The organism is Streptomyces viridochromogenes (assembly GCF_001270495.1).
In the GTDB taxonomy this organism is placed as follows: Bacteria; Actinomycetota; Actinomycetes; order Streptomycetales; family Streptomycetaceae; genus Streptomyces; species Streptomyces viridochromogenes_A.
In genome coordinates, this window is sequence record NZ_LGUR01000211.1 from 47,863 (window position 1) to 67,387 (window position 19,525).

At 71.5% G+C, this 19,525-nt stretch carries 14 protein-coding genes and 1 pseudogene; 6 read left to right on the forward strand and 9 right to left on the reverse strand.

Features of this window, described 5'->3' with window-relative positions; genetic code table 11:
* Positions 1–8 precede the first annotated feature (8 nt).
* The 3 genes and pseudogenes from ADK36_RS27565 to ADK36_RS50480 form a co-directional block, all read left to right on the forward strand.
* Positions 9–1,034 carry a DUF6907 domain-containing protein gene (locus ADK36_RS27565; RefSeq protein ID WP_159391206.1) on the forward strand — a complete coding sequence of 342 codons (1,026 nt, stop codon included), beginning with the start codon at positions 9–11 and terminating at the stop codon, positions 1,032–1,034.
* Between the two features lie 140 nt (positions 1,035–1,174).
* On the forward strand, positions 1,175–2,626 hold the full coding sequence (locus ADK36_RS27570; RefSeq protein ID WP_199830261.1) for an AAA family ATPase: 1,452 nt from the start codon (positions 1,175–1,177) through the stop codon (positions 2,624–2,626).
* 71 nt (positions 2,627–2,697) lie between these two features.
* Positions 2,698–2,922: pseudogene (locus ADK36_RS50480) on the forward strand (hypothetical protein); the annotation flags it as partial.
* A 1,066-nt stretch (positions 2,923–3,988) separates the two neighbouring features.
* On the opposite strand, the gene ADK36_RS27580 reads toward ADK36_RS50480, so the two are convergent.
* A complete protein-coding gene (locus ADK36_RS27580) occupies positions 3,989–7,249 on the reverse strand; it encodes a LuxR family transcriptional regulator (protein WP_053199444.1) in 3,261 nt (1,086 codons plus the stop codon).
* A 155-nt stretch (positions 7,250–7,404) separates the two neighbouring features.
* Here ADK36_RS27580 and ADK36_RS27585 point away from each other — a divergent pair, with 155 nt between their 5' ends.
* Positions 7,405–10,173, forward strand: a complete 2,769-nt coding sequence (locus tag ADK36_RS27585; RefSeq protein WP_159391207.1) for an AAA family ATPase — start codon at positions 7,405–7,407, stop codon at positions 10,171–10,173.
* A gap of 125 nt (positions 10,174–10,298) precedes the next feature.
* A complete protein-coding gene (locus ADK36_RS27590) occupies positions 10,299–10,916 on the forward strand; it encodes a response regulator transcription factor (protein WP_063776891.1) in 618 nt (205 codons plus the stop codon).
* 7 nt (positions 10,917–10,923) lie between these two features.
* Here the strand turns inward: ADK36_RS27590 and ADK36_RS27595 are convergent, their stop codons facing one another.
* Positions 10,924–12,204, reverse strand: coding sequence for an APC family permease (locus ADK36_RS27595; RefSeq protein ID WP_053199448.1), 1,281 nt, complete (start codon positions 12,202–12,204; stop codon positions 10,924–10,926).
* A gap of 622 nt (positions 12,205–12,826) precedes the next feature.
* Here ADK36_RS27595 and ADK36_RS27600 point away from each other — a divergent pair.
* Positions 12,827–13,678 carry an AfsR/SARP family transcriptional regulator gene (locus ADK36_RS27600; RefSeq protein WP_063776892.1) on the forward strand — a complete coding sequence of 284 codons (852 nt, stop codon included), beginning with the start codon at positions 12,827–12,829 and terminating at the stop codon, positions 13,676–13,678.
* Here the strand turns inward: ADK36_RS27600 and serS are convergent.
* The 7 genes from serS to ADK36_RS27635 form a co-directional block, all read right to left on the reverse strand.
* Positions 13,630–14,904, reverse strand: a complete 1,275-nt coding sequence (gene serS, locus ADK36_RS27605; RefSeq protein ID WP_053199449.1) for a serine--tRNA ligase — start codon at positions 14,902–14,904, stop codon at positions 13,630–13,632. The genes ADK36_RS27600 and serS overlap by 49 nt on opposite strands.
* Before the next feature lie 46 nt (positions 14,905–14,950).
* A complete protein-coding gene (locus ADK36_RS27610) occupies positions 14,951–16,174 on the reverse strand; it encodes a beta-ketoacyl-[acyl-carrier-protein] synthase family protein (protein ID WP_048583358.1) in 1,224 nt (407 codons plus the stop codon).
* The gene (locus tag ADK36_RS27615; protein ID WP_048583359.1) at positions 16,171–16,401 is read right to left on the reverse strand and encodes an acyl carrier protein; all 231 of its coding nucleotides are present in this window, start codon (positions 16,399–16,401) and stop codon (positions 16,171–16,173) included. The genes ADK36_RS27610 and ADK36_RS27615 overlap by 4 nt, the downstream gene beginning before the upstream one ends.
* A 28-nt stretch (positions 16,402–16,429) precedes the next feature.
* Positions 16,430–17,446, reverse strand: a complete 1,017-nt coding sequence (locus tag ADK36_RS27620) for a beta-ketoacyl-ACP synthase III (protein ID WP_053199451.1) — start codon at positions 17,444–17,446, stop codon at positions 16,430–16,432.
* On the reverse strand, positions 17,443–18,363 hold the full coding sequence (locus tag ADK36_RS27625) for a VlmB-like protein (protein WP_234329895.1): 921 nt from the start codon (positions 18,361–18,363) through the stop codon (positions 17,443–17,445). Before ADK36_RS27625 ends, ADK36_RS27620 begins: the two co-directional genes overlap by 4 nt.
* A 74-nt stretch (positions 18,364–18,437) precedes the next feature.
* The gene (locus ADK36_RS27630; RefSeq protein ID WP_053084702.1) at positions 18,438–18,983 is read right to left on the reverse strand and encodes a flavin reductase family protein; all 546 of its coding nucleotides are present in this window, start codon (positions 18,981–18,983) and stop codon (positions 18,438–18,440) included.
* Positions 18,980–19,522 (reverse strand): hypothetical protein, encoded by a 543-nt coding sequence (locus ADK36_RS27635; RefSeq protein ID WP_048583361.1) that lies wholly within the window; start codon positions 19,520–19,522, stop codon positions 18,980–18,982. Before ADK36_RS27635 ends, ADK36_RS27630 begins: the two co-directional genes overlap by 4 nt.
* Between the last annotated feature and the right edge of the window lie 3 nt (positions 19,523–19,525).

The following is a 19,525-nucleotide window of genomic DNA, read 5'->3' on the forward strand; positions in this document are numbered from 1 at the left end:
GAGACGTCATGTCCAACGCGACAGTCCTGACCTTGCAGCCCTCCGAACACCCCTGCCCTGCCTGGTGCGGGCAGGAGGCGCATGCCGAGGCGACAGGGAGTCATGTCAGTGTCCCGGTCCGGTTGCCGGCGCCGGAAGGGATGGCCCTGGGCTTCGAAGTGCCCCTGCTGTTCGTGCAGATCGGGCTGACCCACGACGAGGAGGCACGCGGCGAGTCGCCCCGGCTGTGGCTGTCGGCCGCCGACGGCACCGCCGAGCTGGACAGTGCGGCTCTGGGCGCCCTCCTCGACGCTCTGGAGCACTTCGCGATGCGTCTGCGCGGGCTGAGGCACCGGTACGACACCGTCATCCGCGGTGGCGCCCCTGAAAGCGTCGATCACTACCCGTCCGCCGCCCGTCCTCTCGAACTCGTCGCTCTCTGCCCGCCCTGGTGCCAGTACCGGGACGACGACGGGCACACCCTGGACGGGCTCCTGGTCGATCACTTCCACGCCACGCACGAGCACACCATGGAACTCGACCTCCAGCCCGTCGCCCGCACCAAGGACGAGCCCGACCCCGAAACCCTTGAAGTCGTCATGGAACACATGGCGCACGCCCGGTGGCCGCAGATCGACCTGACCGTTGGCGGCCTGTGGGGCTCGAAGCACGTCGCACTCACGTTGGAGGAAGCCGATGAACTGCGATCCAGGCTGAACGACTTCATCGCACGGGGGCGGGAGTACGCGCAGCCCGAGACGGTCGCGTCGCTGCAGGAGTTGATCGACTACTGCGGGGTGCGGATCCTTGAGAGCGAATTCGACGCGAAGCGCTTCTGGGGGCATGCCGTGAGCGACACGGCGCAGGGCGGACCGGCCTGGGTGACCGTGCCCAGGGACGCGGCTGGAGCCCGACTGGAAGACCTGGTGACGTCCTTGCTGGCCAGCCTCCACGAGAAGGACGCGAAACTGATCGCTCAGACAGGTGCGGAGGTTCGCCAAACGGGCCGAGTGCCGGGCGTGCCTGCGGCGCCGGCCGTGCCGACCGCCGCGTGACGTACAGGTGTCAGGCAAAGGCTGTTCCCCGTGGCGCGCGCCATAGGGAACAGCCATGCGCCAGCCGGGGGACCCTTCAATAAGCTCAGATATAATAAATGCATCTATCCAAGAGAGGGTCCGTGGACAAGCCTGCTGAGATGTTCGACCGGCACTTCGAATGGGCCGAGCTGACCCGGTTCGCCGCCTTGCCCGGCCCTCGGGCCACGCTCGGCGTGGTCTCCGGCCGCCGTCGTCAGGGCAAGACCTTCCTGCTCGACGCGGTCGCCCGTGCCAGCGGCGGCTTCATGTTCACCGCCACCGAGACCACCGAGGCGGACGCCCTGCGCCAGTTCGGCGAGGCGCTGGCCCGGTATCGGGGCCAGCCCACTCCGTTCCGCTTCGCGCACTGGGACGAGGCGGTCACCGAACTCATGCGCATCGCCGGCGGCGGCGACCCCACAGTGGCGGTCATCGACGAGTTCCCTTTCCTTGCCAAGGCGTCTCCGTCCCTGCCCTCGATCATCCAGCGTGTGCTCGACCCTGCGGCCCAGCACACCAACACCCCGGTACGCCTGCTGCTGTGTGGCTCCGCGCTGTCCTTCATGGGCAGGCTGCTGTCCGGGAATGCTCCGCTGCGCGGTCGTGCCGGCCTCGAACTGGTCGTTCCCACCCTGGACTTCCGCCTCGCGGCGGACTTCTGGCAGATCACCGACCCGCGTACCGCGCTGCTGACCAACGCCATCGTCGGCGGCACACCTGCCTACCGCCGTGAGTTCACCCAAGGGGACACTCCGGCCGGGCCGGACGACTTCGACGCCTGGGTGACCCGTGCCGTGCTCAACCCGGCACGCCCGCTCTTCAGGGAGGCCCGGTACCTGCTCGCCGAAGAGCCCGAACTCCACGACACCGCCCTGTACCACTCCGTACTGGCGGCCATCGCCGCGGGCAACCCCGCTCGCGGCGGCATCGCCGACTACCTCGGCCGCAAGTCCACCGACCTTGCCCATCCGCTGAGCGTTCTCCAGGACGTCGGCATGATCACCCATGAGGCGGACGCCTTCCGCCGCAACCGCTCCGCCTACCGCATCGCCGAGCCGCTCGTCACCTTCTACCACGCGGTTATGCGCCCGGCATGGGGCGACCTGGAACGGCCTGGGCGGGCTCCCGCCGTATGGCAGCGTGCCCAGTCCACCTTCCGCAGCAAGGTCGTCGGACCGCACTTCGAGCAGATCTGCCGGGAGTGGGCCCGTTGGCATGCAGAGCCCGACACGCATGGCGGACAGGTCACGCGGGTCGCCAGCGGCACAGTCAACGATCCAGCCGCCAGGACCAGTCACGAAGTCGACGTCGCCGTCCATGGCGAGACCGACAACGGTCGTGAAGCGCTGCTCGGCATCGGCGAGGCGAAGTGGAACGACGTGATGGGGGTCGGCCACCTGGAACGCCTCCGACACATCCGCGCTCTGCTCGCCACGCGCGGCACCGCGACCGAGGCGACCCGGCTGCATTGCTTCAGCGGAGCGGGCTTCACCGACGAACTGCGCCATCTCGCCAAGAACGACCCCACCGTCCAGCTGATCGACCTGACCCGCCTCTACCACGGCGAGTGACTGGTGATCCGCAGTCGCGGACCGGAGCCCAGGGCCGGCATGTCGACCGCCAGGTGGGCTAAAGATCACCGGTGACCCTCAAAGGAACCGATACACCGCAGGGGCTGACACGCGAGCAGTTGCTCGCACTGCCGGCGGCTGTGAACTTGGAGACCGCGAACCGCGCGTTGTCACTCAGTAGGACGACGGGGTACGACATCGCCAGGCGCGGCCAGTATCCGTGCGCGGTCCTCCGCCTGGGGAACGCCTATCGGGTGGTCACTGCCGACCTGCTCAAGCTGCTCCACATCGATGCGCCGGAGCGCGCGGGCGGGGAGACACCGGCGACTGTGACGACCGAGGCGCAGGAGGGCGGCGTCCCTTCCAAGGGCTGCTGTTGTTACCGCGTGGGCCGCTGTGCTTGTCGGCGTGAGCTCGACCATGATCTCGTCCGTGGGCCGGCTGCTGCGGCGGGTCAGGTTGCGCAGGTCGTTGGGGACGCGGTCGGCGGTGGTGTCGCTTGGTGGGGGGCTATCAGGCGAGCACTGCCTCTACCGAGGGGCGGGCGATGGAGAGCGCGCGCAGTTCGCGCGCGATGTGCGGGAGTTCGCTGCCCCCGCCGCGGGCTGCGTTGTACACGGGGATGGTCTCTCCTGGGCTGGTTGGAACCGTTCGATGCCGAGGGTGAAGGTCTTCGAGGCGTACTGCGCCACCACGGTCGGCGGGTAGGAAATCGTGGGGCGGGTGAACCGGGCGGCACGGCGATGTGTACCGCCGCAGGGATGTCGTCGATCAGCTCGTGCAGGGCGGGGCAGACTCACCGCACATGACAGCGCGAGGCGCACACGGCCAGTAGGTCCGCGTGTGCGGTCTCCGAGGCGTCTGTCCGCCGGTACACCCCGCGGGACAGTTCGTCCATCTTTCCTTCCGCGGCCAAGGACGCCAGATCGCGGGGGAGAGCAGGGCCCGACGCGCCTGTGCCGTCGTGAACGTGGGGAAGAGGTCGGCCAGCCGTCGCTCCAGGCGGTCCGCGGACTGGCAGGTAGCGCGAACCACCAGGTCAGACGCCTGTTTTCGTGGGATTTCCTAGGGACTTTTCAGGGACTTTCACGTCAGTCCCAGGGAGCTTCCAGGGACTTTCCGTCGCGTAAGAAGGAAAGGCCCCGACAGCGCTGAAAGACACGAACGCGCTGGTCAGGGCCTGTTCCCTCAGCACTCGATGATGTTCACCGCGAGCCCGCCCCGCGCCGTCTCCTTGTACTTCACCTACAAAGGATCGGCGCTTGACTGTGGCTCTGACATGGAATTTCTCACGATTGATCATGGTTGATCGCGGCCTCATGGACGGTCCGGGGACTTTTCGTTCCGGGCTGGCCTCGGACGTCAGGGCTCCGTGGGAGGAGCGTGGTGGCCGGTCGCCACGGCGGTGGCCAGTTCCACTCGGGACCGTACGCCGATGCGCCGGTAGAGACGGTTCAGACGGGTCGACACACTCGTCTCGCTCACCGCCAGGACCTCGGCCAGTTGGCGGTTCGACAGCCCCTCGGAGACCAGCCGGGCCAGCAGCACCTCGGTCTCTTCGGCGACCGCCGGGTGCCGGGGCACCGGCAGTCCGGCCTCCCGCAGGGCCGCCCTGGTCCGGTGCCGCCACAGCAGCGCGCCCAGCCCACCGAACAGGTCGTACGCCTCGCGCAGCAGCTGTTCGGCAGTGGCGTCGCCGTGCGGTGGCTCCCCGCGTCCGGGCGCCGCGTGTTCGGCCCGGGCGACTGCCAGCAGCGTCCGGGCCAGCTCGAACGGCTGCCCGAGTGAACGGGCCAGGGTGATAGCGGCGCGTGCGTCCGGGACCCCCTTGAAGGGCCGGCGGTGCGGGCCGGGCAGTGCCGTGAGGGTCTCGATGCGGGTGCGCAGATGGGTCAGCCGGTCGCAGTCGCGGCCCCTGCGGGCGACGCGGGACAGCTCGCCCAGACCGGACGCGACCAGGTCGGGCCGCCCCCTCTCGGCCTCGATCAGGGTCAGTCCCGACCACAAGGCCGCCGTGCCCAGCACGAAGCCGCTGCGGGTGGCCTCGGACAGCCCTTGGCGCAGGGTGTCGCGTGCCGCGTCGGTCCGGCCGAGGAACCGGTGGACCGCGGCCTTTTCGGCGGCCAGCAGGTACGACATCGGCAGTCCGGCCGGGTCCGGGAGGTCGAGCACCGTCCCCGCCCGGGAGGGCCAGCCCTGTGCGAGCAGCGCGGTGGCCGCCCTCGCGTGGACCAGGAGGTCGAGTGGTCCGCGCGCGGTCGGCGGGCTGTTGGCCATGAGGGAGCCGGCGGCGGCCAGCGCCTGCTGCCAGGCGCCGGTGAGGAATCGGTGCATCACGGTGTATTTCAGGGGCAGGCAGTCCACGGTCACCCCTTGCTCGGCGAGCAGCTCCGTGACCTTCCGGGAGTCCTCCGCGATCAGCAGATGTTCGCACAGGGATGCCGTGTACTCGAACGTGCGTACGTGGCTGGAGGGACGGTCGGCCGGGGTCCGCAGCAAGTCGTACAGGGGCGTCGGATCGCCCGCGATGAGCCCGACGACCGCCCTGGAGGCGTTCGCGGCCTGCCGCTCGCACTCCTCCGTGAACCGGCGCGTGTCCGCGGCCGTGAGCAGCGTGGGGATGTCAGACCAGCGGCCGAGCAGGGAGGCGGCCAGCACGGCGGGGACCATGAGGCGCTCGCGCGCGTTCGTGACCAGCGCCCAGTACCGCTGCGACAGCCCGGCTGTGTCGCCGCGCGCGGCCAGTTGGGCCACTTCGACGGCCAGCAGTCGCCGCCGGGTGCAGGGGTCCGGCTGTTCGGGCAGGTTCCGCACCAGCGCCCACACGGTCTCGTCGAGGGGCTGGAACTGCTTCATGTGCAGTGTGCGCACCGCGTAGTCGGTCACCGCGGCCGCGCACCGCTGGTCGTCGTCGCAGGCCTCGACGGCGGCCGTCAGCCATCCGGCGGACTGCCTCGGCCGGGAGTCGGACAGCCGCTCGACGATGCCGAACAGGTCGCGGGCGGCCCGTTCCCGGTCGACCAGGCCGCCGGCGTCCACCAGCCGGTCCGCCAGCCAGGCGTCCCGCGCCGGATCGTCGCCCTGCCGGGTGCCGTCCCCGTCCGCCCGGTCCTCCGCCGCCCAGCGGGCCCGCACGGCAACGGCCGACACGACCCGCCGCTCGTACGGCCCCGCCCGGGTCCGCAGGGCGACGCCGACGAGCGGAATCCGAAACCTCCAGCCGACCGGCTCCCGCGCCCCTGCTGCAGAGGACCGAGCGTCGACATCCGGAATCCGCGCCCCGGCGTCGGAGGACTGGGTCTCGGCTTCCGGAATCCGCGTGCCGGCGTCGGAGGACCGGGTCTCGGCTTCCGGAATCCGCGTGTCGGCGTCGGAGGACCGGGTCTCGGCTTCCGGAATCCGCGCCCCGACGTCGGAGGACCGGGTCTCGGCTTCCGGAATCCGCGTGCTGGCCTTCCAGGATCGCGGCCCGACTTCCGGGGACCGAGCCTCGGCCTCCGGGAACCGTGGCCCGACACCTGGTGACCGCGCTCCGTTCTCCGGGTGTCGCGTGCCTTCCGCTGGGGACCGCACCCCGGTCCCCAGGGGTCGGGGCCCGGCCTCTGGGGGCCGCGCGTCGGTGTCCGCGGATCGCGGTCCCGTCACCAGGCCGCATCGCGTCAGGTGGTCCAGCGCCTCCGTGACCGTCTCGCGGGGCAGGTCCGTCGCGGTGGCGATGAGGTCCGGGGTTTGTTCGGCGAGGTCCTCCAGCAGGCTCAGCGCGCGGGCTGTCCGCCAGATCGGGTCGCCGAGTCCGTGCAGGAACGCAGTGAAACGGTCGTTGCCGCGCAGCACGGGCGGCGGCTGGTCCGCCACCAGATGCGCGCGGCCGATCAGCACCCGGATCATGGCCGACCCGGCGGGCGCGACAACCGCCATGACCGCCGCGGGGTTACCTCCGCTGAGCCGGTGCACCTCGTCCACCAGGATGTCGTCCGGTACGGCCCGGAGCCGGTCGGTGAGCAACCGGACCAGGTCGCTCCGGGTGAGCGGGGGGAGCTCGACGACGTAAGTCCCGTCCCATGGAGCGGACCCGGGCCCGACGACGCTCAGGACGAGCCGGACGGACGGCAGCGTCGGCAACAGAGAGCGCAGTAGCGCCAGCGTCTCCGGGTCGGCGTGCTGGGCGTCGTCCACCAGCAGGACGACGGGCCCGTGCGCACGCAGCGCCTGCTCCAGGGCACCGGAACCGTCCCGCGGACACTGGTCGTACGGACTGGTGGTCGCACCGCCCCGGCGGGGTTCGAGGGTGCGGCCGGCCGTGGGGGACGCGGGCGTCGGATCCACGAGCGCCGTCAGCAGCCGGTGCGCGAGCAGCCCCGGCGTCAGCGCCTCGCCGGGCAGACACCGCACGAGGTGCGCGGGGGTGCCGGCGGCCCGCAGCCGACGGCCGAGGGTGGCGAGCACGGTGCTGCGCCCGGCTCCGACCTCACCGTGCAGCAGCACGACGAAGGGGCCGGAGGGGGAGGTGACCGCGTCCCACAGGCGGCGAATCTCGTCGTCCCGCCCGACCGGTTCCCGCGGGGCGGCAGGGCCGGCGGGCTCCTCGCTCGTGCCCGGGTGATCGGCGCAGCGTGCGGTCATGGCCACCCCCTGAAGGTTTTGGTGAGCCGCCTTCCACCCGTGCCGGAAGCATGCCGGACGGACCAGCAGCCTTATTGACCGTTCAAGCAATTATAGATCAACTAGGGCTGTCCGGATGGAAGTTCGATCAAAGCGCATACTCGGAGGTGCCGAGGGTGTCACCCATTCCGAACCGGGAGACCACCGTAGTGGTCGGGCGCGAGGACGAGCTCGACGAGCTCGGCGCCGCACTGCGCGACGCCGGTTCCCGGGGGCGTCTGCTGGCCGTGCACGGCCAGCCCGGGGTCGGCAAGACCACACTGGCCGAGGCCGCGCTGCGCCCGGTCGCGCGCGACGGGCACCTGGTGATCAGACTGCGGCCGGGGCCGCGCGGCACACCCGGGCTGGACTCGCTTGTCGACCAGGTGTGCGCCCTCCTGGCCGAGGAGGGCGGTTCGGGAGCCGCCGTCCGGGCGGCGGCGCTCCGGCGCGGCCGGCACGGGCTCGCCCTGATGCTGCGGACCCTGTCGGCCGTGATACGGGCCGCTGGGCCCCGGCCGCTGGCGGTGCTGTTCGACGACGCCCACCGCCTGGCGGCCCAGGACCGGGGTCCGGTCGCCGCGCTGTTGCTGGGACTGCGGTCGGCCGGTGCGTGCGTCCTGGTGTGCGGGGTGCTGGAGGCGGTGGACCCGAGCCTGGTCAGGGGACTGGCCGGGGTGGCGGACCGGACCCTGGAACTGCCGCCCCTGACCGTCGGGCAGTGCGCCGAGCTGATCAGCAGCCGTCTCGGCGTGCCGCCCGCCGCGGAGCTGGTGGCCGCGGTCCGCCGTGGCCTCGGACCGGACGCCGGGGGAAACCCGGGGGCGGTGATGCGGGCGGTCGATACGCTGCGGGAGCGCGACCGGCTGGTCGTGGTCGACGAACGCGTCTACCTGGCCGACCCGCGCACCCCGATACTGCTGCCCCTGTTCCAGGCACGGCCAAGGGAATGGCTGCCGAGTACGGACGGGCGCGGGTCGGCCGACGACCCCTTCCCCGGCGAGGTGCTGGCCCTGCTGACCCGGCTGACGGGGGTGGGGGAGACCACCGTGGACGACTACCTGAATCTGGCTCCCGAACTGGGCACCACACAGGACCGCCTGGGCCGGCTCCTCGACACCCTGGTGTCCCTGGAACTGGTCGCCGTCGACGACCGGCAGCGGCTCACCTGCACCGTCCCCGCGGCCGCCGAACTCCCGGCCCACCGCACCGAGGACGACGTCGCCCGGCTGCACGTCCGGCTGGTGCTCAACGCGTACCGGCCGCACCGCGCCCGGCCACCTGCCCCGCGCCTCGTCGACCACGCGCTCGCGGCCGGGACCCGGCTTCTCCCTCCCCTGCGGACCGAACTGCTGCTGGCCGCCGTCCGAGAGCAGGACCCGCAGGAGCCGTTACGGACCCTCGGCGCCTGCCGGGCGCTCCTGGACGAGCTCCCCGCCGACGACGCACACCTGCCCCGCATCCTGCACAGCGCTGTCCCCCTCCTGCTCCGCCACGGCCTCCCCGCCGAGCTGCTCGCCCTCGGCACCCGGTTGCTGCCCCGCCTCGCCCCGGGAGCCGTCCTCGCGCAGCTCGCACAGGCCTGGGCCCTGGCCGCCGTACACGATCAGTGGCTCGGTCTGTACACCGTGGACCACGACTCCCCGGCCGCCCGGGTGGCGCGGCGGATGCCGGAGGCCGTGGCACTGGTGACCCTCGCCGCACGCCTGCACTCCGGGACGCACCGACTGCCGTCCGACTGCTTGCCGGTGTTCGCGGGTGGTTCGGCGGAGCTGCCGTCCGCCGACGAGGCCGAGGTGCTGATCCGGGCCCTGAACACGTGGACCGAGGGGGCACGGGGTGCCGCGCGGGCGCCCGGGGTGCCGTACGCGATCCGCGAGGCGCTCGGGCTCGGTGATCTGGCGAGCTGCTGGGCGACCCTGCCCGGAAAGAGGCCCAAGGTGTTCCCGGAGAGTCCGCTGCACGTCCACCAAGCCCTGGTCCGCGAGTACCTCACCGGATCCTGGGACGTCGCCCTGAGCCTGGCGGGCAGCCTCGAGGCGGGCCCGGGGGCCACCGGGCGCGGTCCGCTGTACCTGCACAGTCGTGCCCTCGCCGCCGAGATCTGCCGCCGGCGGGGCGACCTCGGGCGGGCGGCGGCCTGGCTGGACCGGGTCGCGGACGGCGCGGAGCACCTGCCGTTGCTGAGCTGGGCCCGCGCGGGGCTGCTGCACGGCCAGGGCGACACAGCGGGCGCGTGGCGACAGGGAAGGCGGGACTGCGACGCGCTGTGGCGGGCGGGCCGGACCGCGGGGCTTGAGCGGCCGTTGCTGCGGGTGCTCTGCTACGCGTCGCGGGACCCGGAGGGCGTCGCCGACGCCGGTGCCGCGCTGGAACAGTTGGAGGAGCTCGACACGGTCGCCCCGTCCCGGCTGACCCGCGCCGCCTTGCTGCTCGGGCGCGGACTGGCACGGGACGACGTGGACGGTGCCGTCGGCGGGTACAGGCTCCTCGACGCGCATGGGGGCCGGCAGGCGGCCTTCAGCGCCGCGGTGTGGCTGCTGCGGCGGACCGGTGAGCAGCGGTGGCTGCGGGAGGCATGGCGGCAGCACGAGGGCATGGCGTCGCGGCCGGCCCGGAAGACCCTCGTACGCCTCGCCGCCGAGTTCCGCCTCGTGGTGCCCCGGCCCAGCGGGGACCGCCTGCTCCCGAGCCGGCTCGATCTGAGGATCGTCGAGATGGTCGCCGGCGGGTCGACCAACCGGCAGATCGCGACCGCCCTCGCGCGCAGCGAGAAGAGCATCGAGGCGCACCTTGCGAAGATCTTCAGATGCACCGGCCGCCGTTCGCGGGTGGCACTGGCGACGGCCTGGCTGGACGGAGGACTTCCGCGCACCGCGACCGCGCAAGGGCACTGCGCGCCGTGATTCCCGTGCTGTGACTTTTCCCTACAACCTCTTCCGACCTGGGTGCACGGCGTGTGACAGTCCGTGTTCCTGTGCCACCATCAACAGCGTTCGGAAGCGGTCGTTCCGTCACGGAGGAGGCCTTCGTGCGTCTTGTGCGGGTAGCGGTTCACGCGGAGGACCCCCTGAGTTTCCTGGGGCTGACCGGCGCGCTGCAAAAACCCGGAACGAAACTCGTCGACGTCGCTCTGGGCACGGAGGCCGACGTGACCGTCGTCTCCGTACCGCAGGTGGGTGCGGCCACCATGGAGCTCCTGCGGAACCTGGCGAAACCGGCCTGCGGATTCCTGCTCATTTCTGGCGACACCTGGAATGCCGACTACTCGGAGACGGCCGAACTCGGAGTCCGCGCCGTGTTGCGACGGGTCGAATTCACTCAGGAGCGACTGCTCGAGGCCGTGGAGCTCGTGGCGGAGGGGCAGGCGTGCTTTCCGGCAGCTCTGCAGAGCGGACTGCTCGACTATGTGAGCCGGGTGCAGCGGGATGTCCTCGCGCCCCGGGGACTTTCCGCCTCGGGCCTGTCGAAGCGGGAAGCCGACGTCCTGCGGATGGCGGCCGACGGGTACAGCAATGCTGAGATATCGAAGAAATTGCAGTGTTCGGAGCGGACGGTCAAGACTGTCTTCTCCGGCCTGATGAAGCGGCTCCGACTGCGGAACCGGACGCATGTCGCGGCGTACGCCATCCGTGAGGGTCTCATCTGAGTCTCCATCAGGAGCCCGTCATGAGCGCGAAGTTGTCGGCCCCGAGCCAGAACGCTGCGGCCAGCCCGGCGAAGCCGAGGACCGACGCGGCGATCCGCCACGGGGAGACCCCTTCCGACCGGCGGGCGACACCCAGCACGGACAGCGCGGCGACGGCTTGGAGGGCCACGATGCCGAGCGTGCCGAGCCCCAGCATGGTGGTCGTCATCCCCGTGTACGGATCGCGTCCGGCGAGCGCGAACCCGGCGACCGCGACCGCGCTGAGCACCGTCTGCGCGAGCCCCGCCCGGTGCGGGGAGGCGTGCCGGGGGTGCGTCGCGGCCAGCGCGGAAGGCAGCAGTCGGTCGGCGGCCAGGGTCTGTGTGTACCGGTTGGCGGCGCTGTGCAGCGCCAGGGTCGCGGCGAACAGGCTGGTGCAGAGCATGAATTGCATGACCGTTGCAGCGAACGAGCCGAGATAGGAGTCGGCGAGCGTGAAGAAGAGATTACCGAGCTGTCGGCCCGCCTCCTGCCGCACCCGGCCGGCGCCCACCGCGCCGACCGCCACCCAGCTCGTGAACGCGTAGAACGCCGCGACGAGGACCACCGCGACATACGTGGCGCGCACCACGCTGCGGCGCGGATCCCGTGCCTCCCCGCCGTACAGCGCGGCGGACTCGAAGCCGATGAACGAGATGGCGGCGAACATCACCGACACCCCGAAGCCCGCGCCGAACACCTCGTGCGGCGCGAACGACGCCGCCGGGAGCGCGGCGGGGACGCCGTCCCGGACCACGACCGCGATGTCCAGGGCGAGCAGGATCGCCAGCTCACCCGTCATCATCACGGCCACCGTGCGCGCGCCGGCCCCGATGTCCCGGTAGCCGAGCAGACCGACCAGGGCCAGGCCGACCGCCGCACAGGCCCACCACGACACCTGCAGGCCGTGGTCGGCCAGCACCAGTGAGGTGAAGTAGCCGAAGGCCCCGAGCAGTCCGATGGTCGCGAGGTTGTAGGCGCAGACTGCCACGTATCCGCTGACCACCCCCGCCGGGCGGCCGAGCCCCTCGACGGCGGCCGAGTAGAAGCCGCCCCGGCCGCCGGTGCGGCGGGCGACCACTGCGTAACTCGCGGAGAAGCACAGCAGGACGAGCCCGGTCAGCACGAACGCGGCCGGGACCCCGGCGCCGTTGCCGAAGGCGAAGGCGAGCGGCACCGTGCCGGCCATCGCCGACAGCGGGGCGGCCGCCGAGACGACGAGACAGACGATGTGCCGGGTGGACAGGGCAGGCGGACGGGCTGTTGACACCGTATTCAACTGAGCATGATCAAGCATTCTTCTCCCCGGAGCCCAAGGTAATGGAATATATTACCGAAGCCGGGTTTCGTGACCCGACTTCCGTTCCTGCCGCCGAATTGCAGTGGCGACTGTGCCCGCGCCTTCTGATGTCTGCCTGATTGGGCGCTGACCATCGGTCGATCGGGCGGGTTTCAATCGGGAATGCATGTCAATTACCTCCAAGGTAATGAACCCGAAGATTGCCCGATTATCACGGCTGGTCTGCCCACTTGGACGTCAGTTTCGGTTTGAATCAGACAACGTTATGAACGCGATATCGCTGTACTTTGCGCCAAAGGCCGTTCCACTGACCGTCCGCGTCCTGGTTTGTAGGGGTGTGCGACCTCGTACGAGTGTGAGTAATGGCTCATCTCAAGCGTTGGCCAATAATCGACCCCCGCCCCCACCTCCTCTTGCCTTCGGCTTGGTGCTTCGCATTAATTAATGCGTTGACGGTGGTGCGCTTCTCGTGCGTGATCGGAGAACAGTGGTGTTTCAGATAGTGGATTCCGACGAGCGGTCTGCGGCCTCAGGGCACCGCTCACCTGACGGAAACGTGAACCCAACGAAAAGCAAAGAATGCAAAGGGGTCATGAATTTCCGACTCCTCGGCCCACTGGAAATCCGGGCCGGTGATCGGGTCACCACGCTCGCGGGTGCCCGGCAGCGGACCCTGCTCGCGGTCCTGCTCGTCGCCGGCGGACGCCTGCTCCCCGTCGAGCAGCTGTACGGTGAGCTGTGGGGGGAGACACCGCCGCCCACCGTGGGCAACTCCTTACAGGCGCACGTGTACCGGCTACGCCGTACGCTCCAGCGGCTGTCGGATCCGGGCACCGGCCCCCAGCTGGTCACCCGCCCCTCGGGATACGTGCTGGAGCTGAACGGAGCCACGGTCGACACCGGCGCGTTTCAGCAGTCGATCGCGCGTGCCAGGGCCCACCTGCACAGCGACCCGGTCCTCGCCTATGCCCTGTTCGAGGACGCGCTGGCCCTGTGGCAGGGCGACCCGCTGCAGGACGTCGTCCAGGGTCCGATGTGCCGCAGCGTCGCCCTCCAGCTGAAAGAGGAGTTCCTCACCGCAGCGGAGGACCGGCTCTCCCTCGGCATCGACATCGCCGACCCGGTCCGCACCATTGGCGAGCTCAAGCGGATGAGCGTGGCCCACCCCTGGCGCGAGCGGATCACCGAGCTCCTCATGCTCGCCCTGTACCGGGCCGGCCGGCAGGCCGAGGCCCTTGAGACCTACAACAGCGCCCGGCGCAGGCTGGTCGACGAGCTGGGCATCGAACCCTCGGTCCAGCTGCGCCAGCGCCTGCGGGAGATCCTCAACCAGGTGCCCTATGTACGCGGCCACACGACCGCGCACGGATCCCGGATCCCGGGCACGGAGTCCGATCAGGCGGTGGTGGCTCCGCCCGGCAGGATGCGGGCGAAGCCGGCGTAGGGCACCAGCGCCTCGGGCAGCTGCACCGAACCGTCCGGCCGCACATGCTGTTCGAGGATCGCAGCCACGGTCCGGCCGATCGGCAGCGCCGAGCCGTTGAGCGTCACGACGGGTGCCTTCCGGGAGCCCGGGCCACCATGCCGGATCCCGGCTCGCCGCGCCTGGAAGCCACCGCAGTCGGACACCGAGGAGATCTCCCGGAAGGCCCCGCCGCCCGGCAGCCACACCTCCAGGTCGTACGTCATCCGGGCGGAGAACCCGAGGTCGCCGGCCGGTAGCAGCACCACTCGGTACGACAGTTCGAGCGCCCGCAGGCACGCCTCGACGTGGGTCACCATCAACTCCAGCTCGCGCCGTGCGTCGTCCGGCGCGCAGAGGCGGACCAGCTCCACCTTTTCGAACTGGTGCAGCCTGAGGACACCCCGGCTGTCCCGGCCGTAGGAACCGGCCTCGGCCCGGAAGCAAGGGGTATGGGCGGTGACGGCGAGCGGCAGCCGCGCCGCGTCGATCACCTCGCCGGCGAACAGGTTCGTCAGCGGCACCTCGGCGGTCGGAATCAGCATCAGCTCCCGGTCCCCGACCCGGGTGGCGAACAGATCCTCCTCGAACTTGGGCAGCTGCCCGGTGCCCGTCATCGTCTCCCGGGTGACCAGATAAGGCACCGAGTACTCGGTGTAGCCGTGCGTGCCCGTGTGCAGGTCCAGGAAGAAGGCGGCCAGCGCCCTCTCCAGCCGGGCACCCGCACCCCGTGCCACCGAGAACCGGGCGCCGGACAGCTTCGCCGCGCGCTCGGCGTCCAGGATGCCGAGCTCCGCCCCGACCGCCGCGTGGTGACGGGACTCGTCGGCCGGGGCCGGCGGCGGGCCGCACCGGCGGACCTCCACCGCCTCGGCCTCGGTCCGCCCCTCCGGGACCTCGTCCAGCGGGATGTTCGGGACCGCCGTCAGCAGCCCGGTCAGCCGCTCCCGGGCCTCGCGGAACCGGGCCTCGGCCCGCTGCACTCGCTCCCGTAGCAGCCGCGCCGCGGCCCGCCGTTCCGCCGTCGCGGCCTCCCGGCTCTTCGCGGAGCGCTTCAACTCGGCCCGGGCCAGGTCCAGTTCGGCCGCAGTCTCGGTCCGTTCCCGGTGCAGTGACTCCAGCTCCTCCAGCCGCAGCGCGTATCCGCGCCGGGCCAGCCGGGCCACCCCCTTGTCGCCCAGCGTCAGCAGCTCACGGGCATCGTGCATCGTTCACCCCTACCTCTCGGACGTGGAAAGTGCGGCGCCGGCCGGCTCAGGCCGCCGCGATGGCCAGCACGGCGTTCTGTCCGCCGAAACCGAAGGAATTGCTGAGTGCCAGGTCGGCCCGGGTGGCGGTGGCCGCCGTCGCGACCTCGATGTCGAGCCGCGGGTCCAGCGCGGACAGACCGGCGGTCGGTGGCACCACCCCCTGCTCCAGGGCCAGCACCGTCAGCGCCGCCTCCACCGCGCCCGCCGCGCCGAGCAGATGACCGGTCACCCCCTTGGTCGAGGTGACCAACGGGCTCCCCGTCAGCACCCGGCTCAGCATGCGGCCCTCGGCCAGGTCGTTGAGCGGTGTCGACGTGCCGTGCGCGTTCACATGCCCCACGTCCGCCGGGGCGGCGCCGGCGTCCGCGAGCGCCGCGCGCACCGCCGACTCGGCGCCGACACCTTCGGGGTGCGGGCTGGTCATGTGATGGGCGTCCGCGCTCGCGCCGTACCCGACCACCCGCCCCCGGACCCGGGCGGCCCGGGCCCGGGCGTCGGCGGTGCGCTCCAGGACCAGCACCCCGGCCCCCTCGGCGGCGACGAACCCGTCCCGGCCGGCGTCGAAGGGGCGTGAGGCGCTGTCCGGGTCGTCCTCACGCGCGGACAGCGCGCCCATCTGCGCGAACCCCGCCATCACCAGCGGCGTGATCATCGCCTCGCTGCCCCCCGCCAGGACGATGTCGCAGCGGTTCAGGGCCAGCAGGTCCCGGGCGGTGCCGATGGCCGTCGCCCCCGACGCGCACGCGGTCGCCACCACCAGGTTGGGTCCGGTGGCCCCGAGCGCGATCGCGAGCTGCCCGGCCAGCATGTTCGGCAGCTGCATGGGAAGCAGCAGCGGCGAGACCCGCCGCGCCTCCTCGGTGATCAGCACCAGGTGCTGCTCCTCCACGGTGCCGGGACCGCCGTCGGCCGACCCCATGACCACACCCACCCGGGCGCCGTCCCAGGAGGCCGGGTCCAGGCCGGCGTCCGCCACCGCTTCCTGGGCCGCCACCAGCGCGAACTGCACGAACCGGTCCAGCCGCAGGGCCCGCCGGGCGCCGAGCAGGGCGTCGGCGTCGAAGCCCGGCACCCGGCAGGACAGCCGTACCGGGTTGCCCTCCAGCACCGGATCGAGCGCGGCCGTCGGCCGTCCGGCGCACACCGCCGCCCAGTTGTCGGCGGTGCACGTCCCGGCGGGCGTCACGAGACCGACACCGGTGACCGCGATGTCGGCGCCGACGGTCATGCCGCGGTGCTCCGCTCCTCCATCAGCCTCGCCATGTCGCCGACGGTCGCCGCCTCCAGCAACTCGTCGTCGCTGATCGCCAGCCCCAGCTCCTTCTCCAGGACCAGGGAGAGCTCCACGACGGCGAGCGAGTCCAGGTCGATGTCCTCCCGCGTGGCGTCGGGGACGACGCTCTCCGGGGTGACCTTGAGTTTGCTGACCAGCATTTCCTTGAGGGTCTCGAACACGGTGTCTCCTTAGAGTGGGTACAGAGGGTCAGGCGGGTTTGACGTCGGGCCAGACCAGCGCGGTCGCCCCCCAGGCGAGCCCGCCGCCGAACGCGGTCAGCAGCAGCCGGTGACCGGCCGTCAGGGTGCCCTCGGCGGCGGCCTGGGAGAGCAACACCGCCAGTGAGGCGGCCCCGGTGTTACCCACCCGCTCGATGTTGGACAGCCGACGCTCGTGTGGAATGCCCAGGTCGTCGGCGACGGTGGCCAGGATCCGCGCGTTCGCCTGGTGCGCCGCGAACCGGTCCACGTCCTGCGGTCCGGCCCAGCCGGCCGCCTCCGCCGCCTGCCGGGACGAGGCGGTCATCCGGTCCACCGCGTGCCGGTACACCTCGCGCCCCGCCATCCGGAAGAACTCCTCGCCGGGCGCCGGAGTCACCCCCGAGGAGCGCTGCCGGGACCCGCCCGCCGGCACCTCGATCAGCCGGCTCAGCCCGCCGTCGCTGCCCAGGACCACCCGGCCGACCGCACCGGGCTCGGCCGGATCCCCGGCGCGCAGGACGACCGCCCCCGCGCCGTCGGCGAAGATCACCGCGGTGCCGCGGTCGGCCGGGTCGATGATCGTGGTGAACGCGTCGGCAGCGATCAGCAGCACCCGTTCGGCGGTCCCGGAGGCGATCAGCCCGGAGGCGGTGGCGAGCCCGTACAGGAAGCCGCTGCACACCGCCGACACGTCGAACGCGGCGACCGGGCCGAGCCCGAGCCGGCCGGCCACGTCCGGGGCGGTGGCCGGACAGGGCCGGTCGGGCGTGGTGGTGGCCAGGACCACGGCGTCAGCGCCGCAGCCGGCCGAGTCCAGCGCCCGTCGGCCCGCCTCCACCGCGAGGTCGGAGGTGGCGGTGCCGGGGCTGACCATGTGCCGGGTGGCGATCCCGGTGCGGGACCGTATCCACTCGTCGGAGGTGTCGAGGCGGCGGGTCAGGTCCTCGTTGGTCACCACGTCCGGTGGCAGATGACAGCCGAGGCCGGCGATCACCGCGGCCCGGCCGGCCGGTGCACCCCTCACGTGGCGCTCGCTGCGCCGCCCAGCAGCTCCGGCGGCAGCCCCATGTACGCCATGCGGACCTCGGCCATCTGCTCGGTCCACCGTTCCGCCATGTCGTAGCGCTGGTCGGGGGTGGTGTCGAGCATGCGCACGCCGGGCCAGATCTCGTAGTCGCCGATTCTGTCCGCGTGGGCCGCCATGCCTTCCTGGAACAGCTTCTCGCGGTGGATCACGAACTCCCGGTCGGGGACCTCGTCCCACAACCTCACCCCGGCCTGGATGACCTCCACGATCCGGTCCCGGGACTCGGGGTGCGCGGCCAGATGGTCCTTCAGGATCGTGCTCGCCACGGTCAGGTGCCGGATCTCGTCGATCGAGGTGCCCCGGGAGATCTCGCTGGTCGCGGGGGAGAGCGGGCTCCACTTGCGCTCGCTCAGTTCGGCGGCGGGCGCGAGCACGCCCTCGATGACGATGGCGAACACCGCCACGCCGCCCGCGAAGTCCTTGCGGTCCCGGACGATGTCGAGCGTGAAGTCCTCGACCGGCTGGAGGACCCGGCGCCGGTAGTCGGCGGACAGCTCCTCGACGTCCCGCAGCAGGGTGTCGGCCGGCATGCCCAGCTCCACCAGGTGGTTGCGGAACACCCGTGCGTGCCGGGCCTCGTCGAGCAGCTGTGTCGCGTAGAACTCCATCTCCGGGATACCCGGGGCGAGTTCGACGTACGGCGCGAGCAGCCGGGTGGCGATCTCCTCGGAGACGCCCCGGTAGCCGAACTCCAGGATCAGCGCCTCACGCAGCGGTCCGGGCTCCTTGAGGAAGTCCGGTACCTTCGCGTCGACGTGATGCCCCGTCACGCCCCGGTCCCTCAGCGTGCCTTGGGCGACGGACGTGATCCAGTAGGCGAGATCGCACTCCTCGGGCCCGAGGGTGAGTTGCATGGCGCCGTCCAGGAGCCCGGGAGCGGTGTCCCAGTCGGCCTCGCGGGCGACCGTTGCGGCGGTGTCGTCGATGTTCACAGCGTTGCCGTCTCCTTCGGATGGATGATGGGGAAATCGGGTACGCAGGACAGATCCGCGTCTGCTCCGCCCGCCAACAGTTCGCCGTCGTAGCTGAGCAGCGGGAGCCCGGAGAGGCCGGCGTCCGCCCGCACGACCAGGCCGAGCAGCACCTCGTGGTCGCCGACGAGGAAGCTGCCGCGCACCCGGCAGGCGTAGTGCGCCAGCGCGCCGTCGAGCAGGGGCGCGCCCGAGTAGCGGTCGGTTCGCCAGGCGAACCCTTCGAACTGGGCGGCGCCCGCCGGGCGGTCCCGGTCGGCGAACCGCCGGGCCACCGCACGCTGTCCGCCGCTGAGCACGTTGACCGCGAACCTCCCCTCGGCGAGCGCCAGTTGGGCGAGGTCGGAGCCCTCCCGCAGGCTCGCGGTCAGCAGCAGCGGGGTCCGTGACACGGTCGTGAGGGCGGAGACCGTCGTTCCGTGCACCCGCCCGTCGTGACACACCGTCAGCACGGTGACCGGGGCGGCCAGCAGTCCCACCGCCGACGCGGCGGCGGCTTTCATCGGACCGCTTCTTGCGGCACCGGGCGGAGGGCCGTCGGGAGGTGTCCGACGGGGACGGGCTCGCCCTCGTGCGCGGTGTGCCCGGCCGGCTTCGGATGGGCCAGGCCCAGGTCGTCCAGCAGCCGCAGGTAGCCCGGCTGCCGCACCGGCTCGAAGGGCAACGCGAACGACTTCATGAAGTTGCCGAACAGGCCCCGGTCGCCGCACAGATGGAACGGGATCGCCAGCAGCGCCCACTCCGGCCCGATCAGCCAGCACCACAGGCCCACCACCGCGCCCTGGGTGATCAGACTGTGCATCACGTTGTAGACGACGTAGTACGCCTTGTGGATCGGCCGCCCCTTGGCGCGCTTGAAGGCGATCGCGCCCGGGATGTAGCCGATGAGGTCGATGTAGAGGAACAGCCCGACGAAGGGCAGCCACCGGATGTCCCCGAGATGGGCGATGATCAGCCCCGTGGACACCGCGAGGCCGACCAGGTACTCGGCGCGGTGCAGGGAGTAGGTACGGGGGGTCTCGAACGGGTTCGCTTGGTCCATGGC

Bases quoted from the DNA above. Each gene is read 5' to 3' on its own strand.
- ADK36_RS27610 (WP_048583358.1), bottom strand. From the start codon at position 16,174: ATGACCGTCGGCGCCGACATCGCGGTCACCGGTGTCGGTCTCGTGACG.
- ADK36_RS27600 (WP_063776892.1), top strand. From the start codon at position 12,827: ATGAATTTCCGACTCCTCGGCCCACTGGAAATCCGGGCCGGTGATCGG.
- ADK36_RS27630 (WP_053084702.1), bottom strand. From the start codon at position 18,983: ATGAAAGCCGCCGCCGCGTCGGCGGTGGGACTGCTGGCCGCCCCGGTC.
- ADK36_RS27570 (WP_199830261.1), top strand. From the start codon at position 1,175: ATGTTCGACCGGCACTTCGAATGGGCCGAGCTGACCCGGTTCGCCGCC.
- ADK36_RS27625 (WP_234329895.1), bottom strand. From the start codon at position 18,363: ATGCAACTCACCCTCGGGCCCGAGGAGTGCGATCTCGCCTACTGGATC.
- serS (WP_053199449.1), bottom strand. From the start codon at position 14,904: ATGCACGATGCCCGTGAGCTGCTGACGCTGGGCGACAAGGGGGTGGCC.
- ADK36_RS27635 (WP_048583361.1), bottom strand. From the start codon at position 19,522: ATGGACCAAGCGAACCCGTTCGAGACCCCCCGTACCTACTCCCTGCAC.
- ADK36_RS27565 (WP_159391206.1), top strand. From the start codon at position 9: ATGTCCAACGCGACAGTCCTGACCTTGCAGCCCTCCGAACACCCCTGC.
- ADK36_RS27580 (WP_053199444.1), bottom strand. From the start codon at position 7,249: ATGACCGCACGCTGCGCCGATCACCCGGGCACGAGCGAGGAGCCCGCC.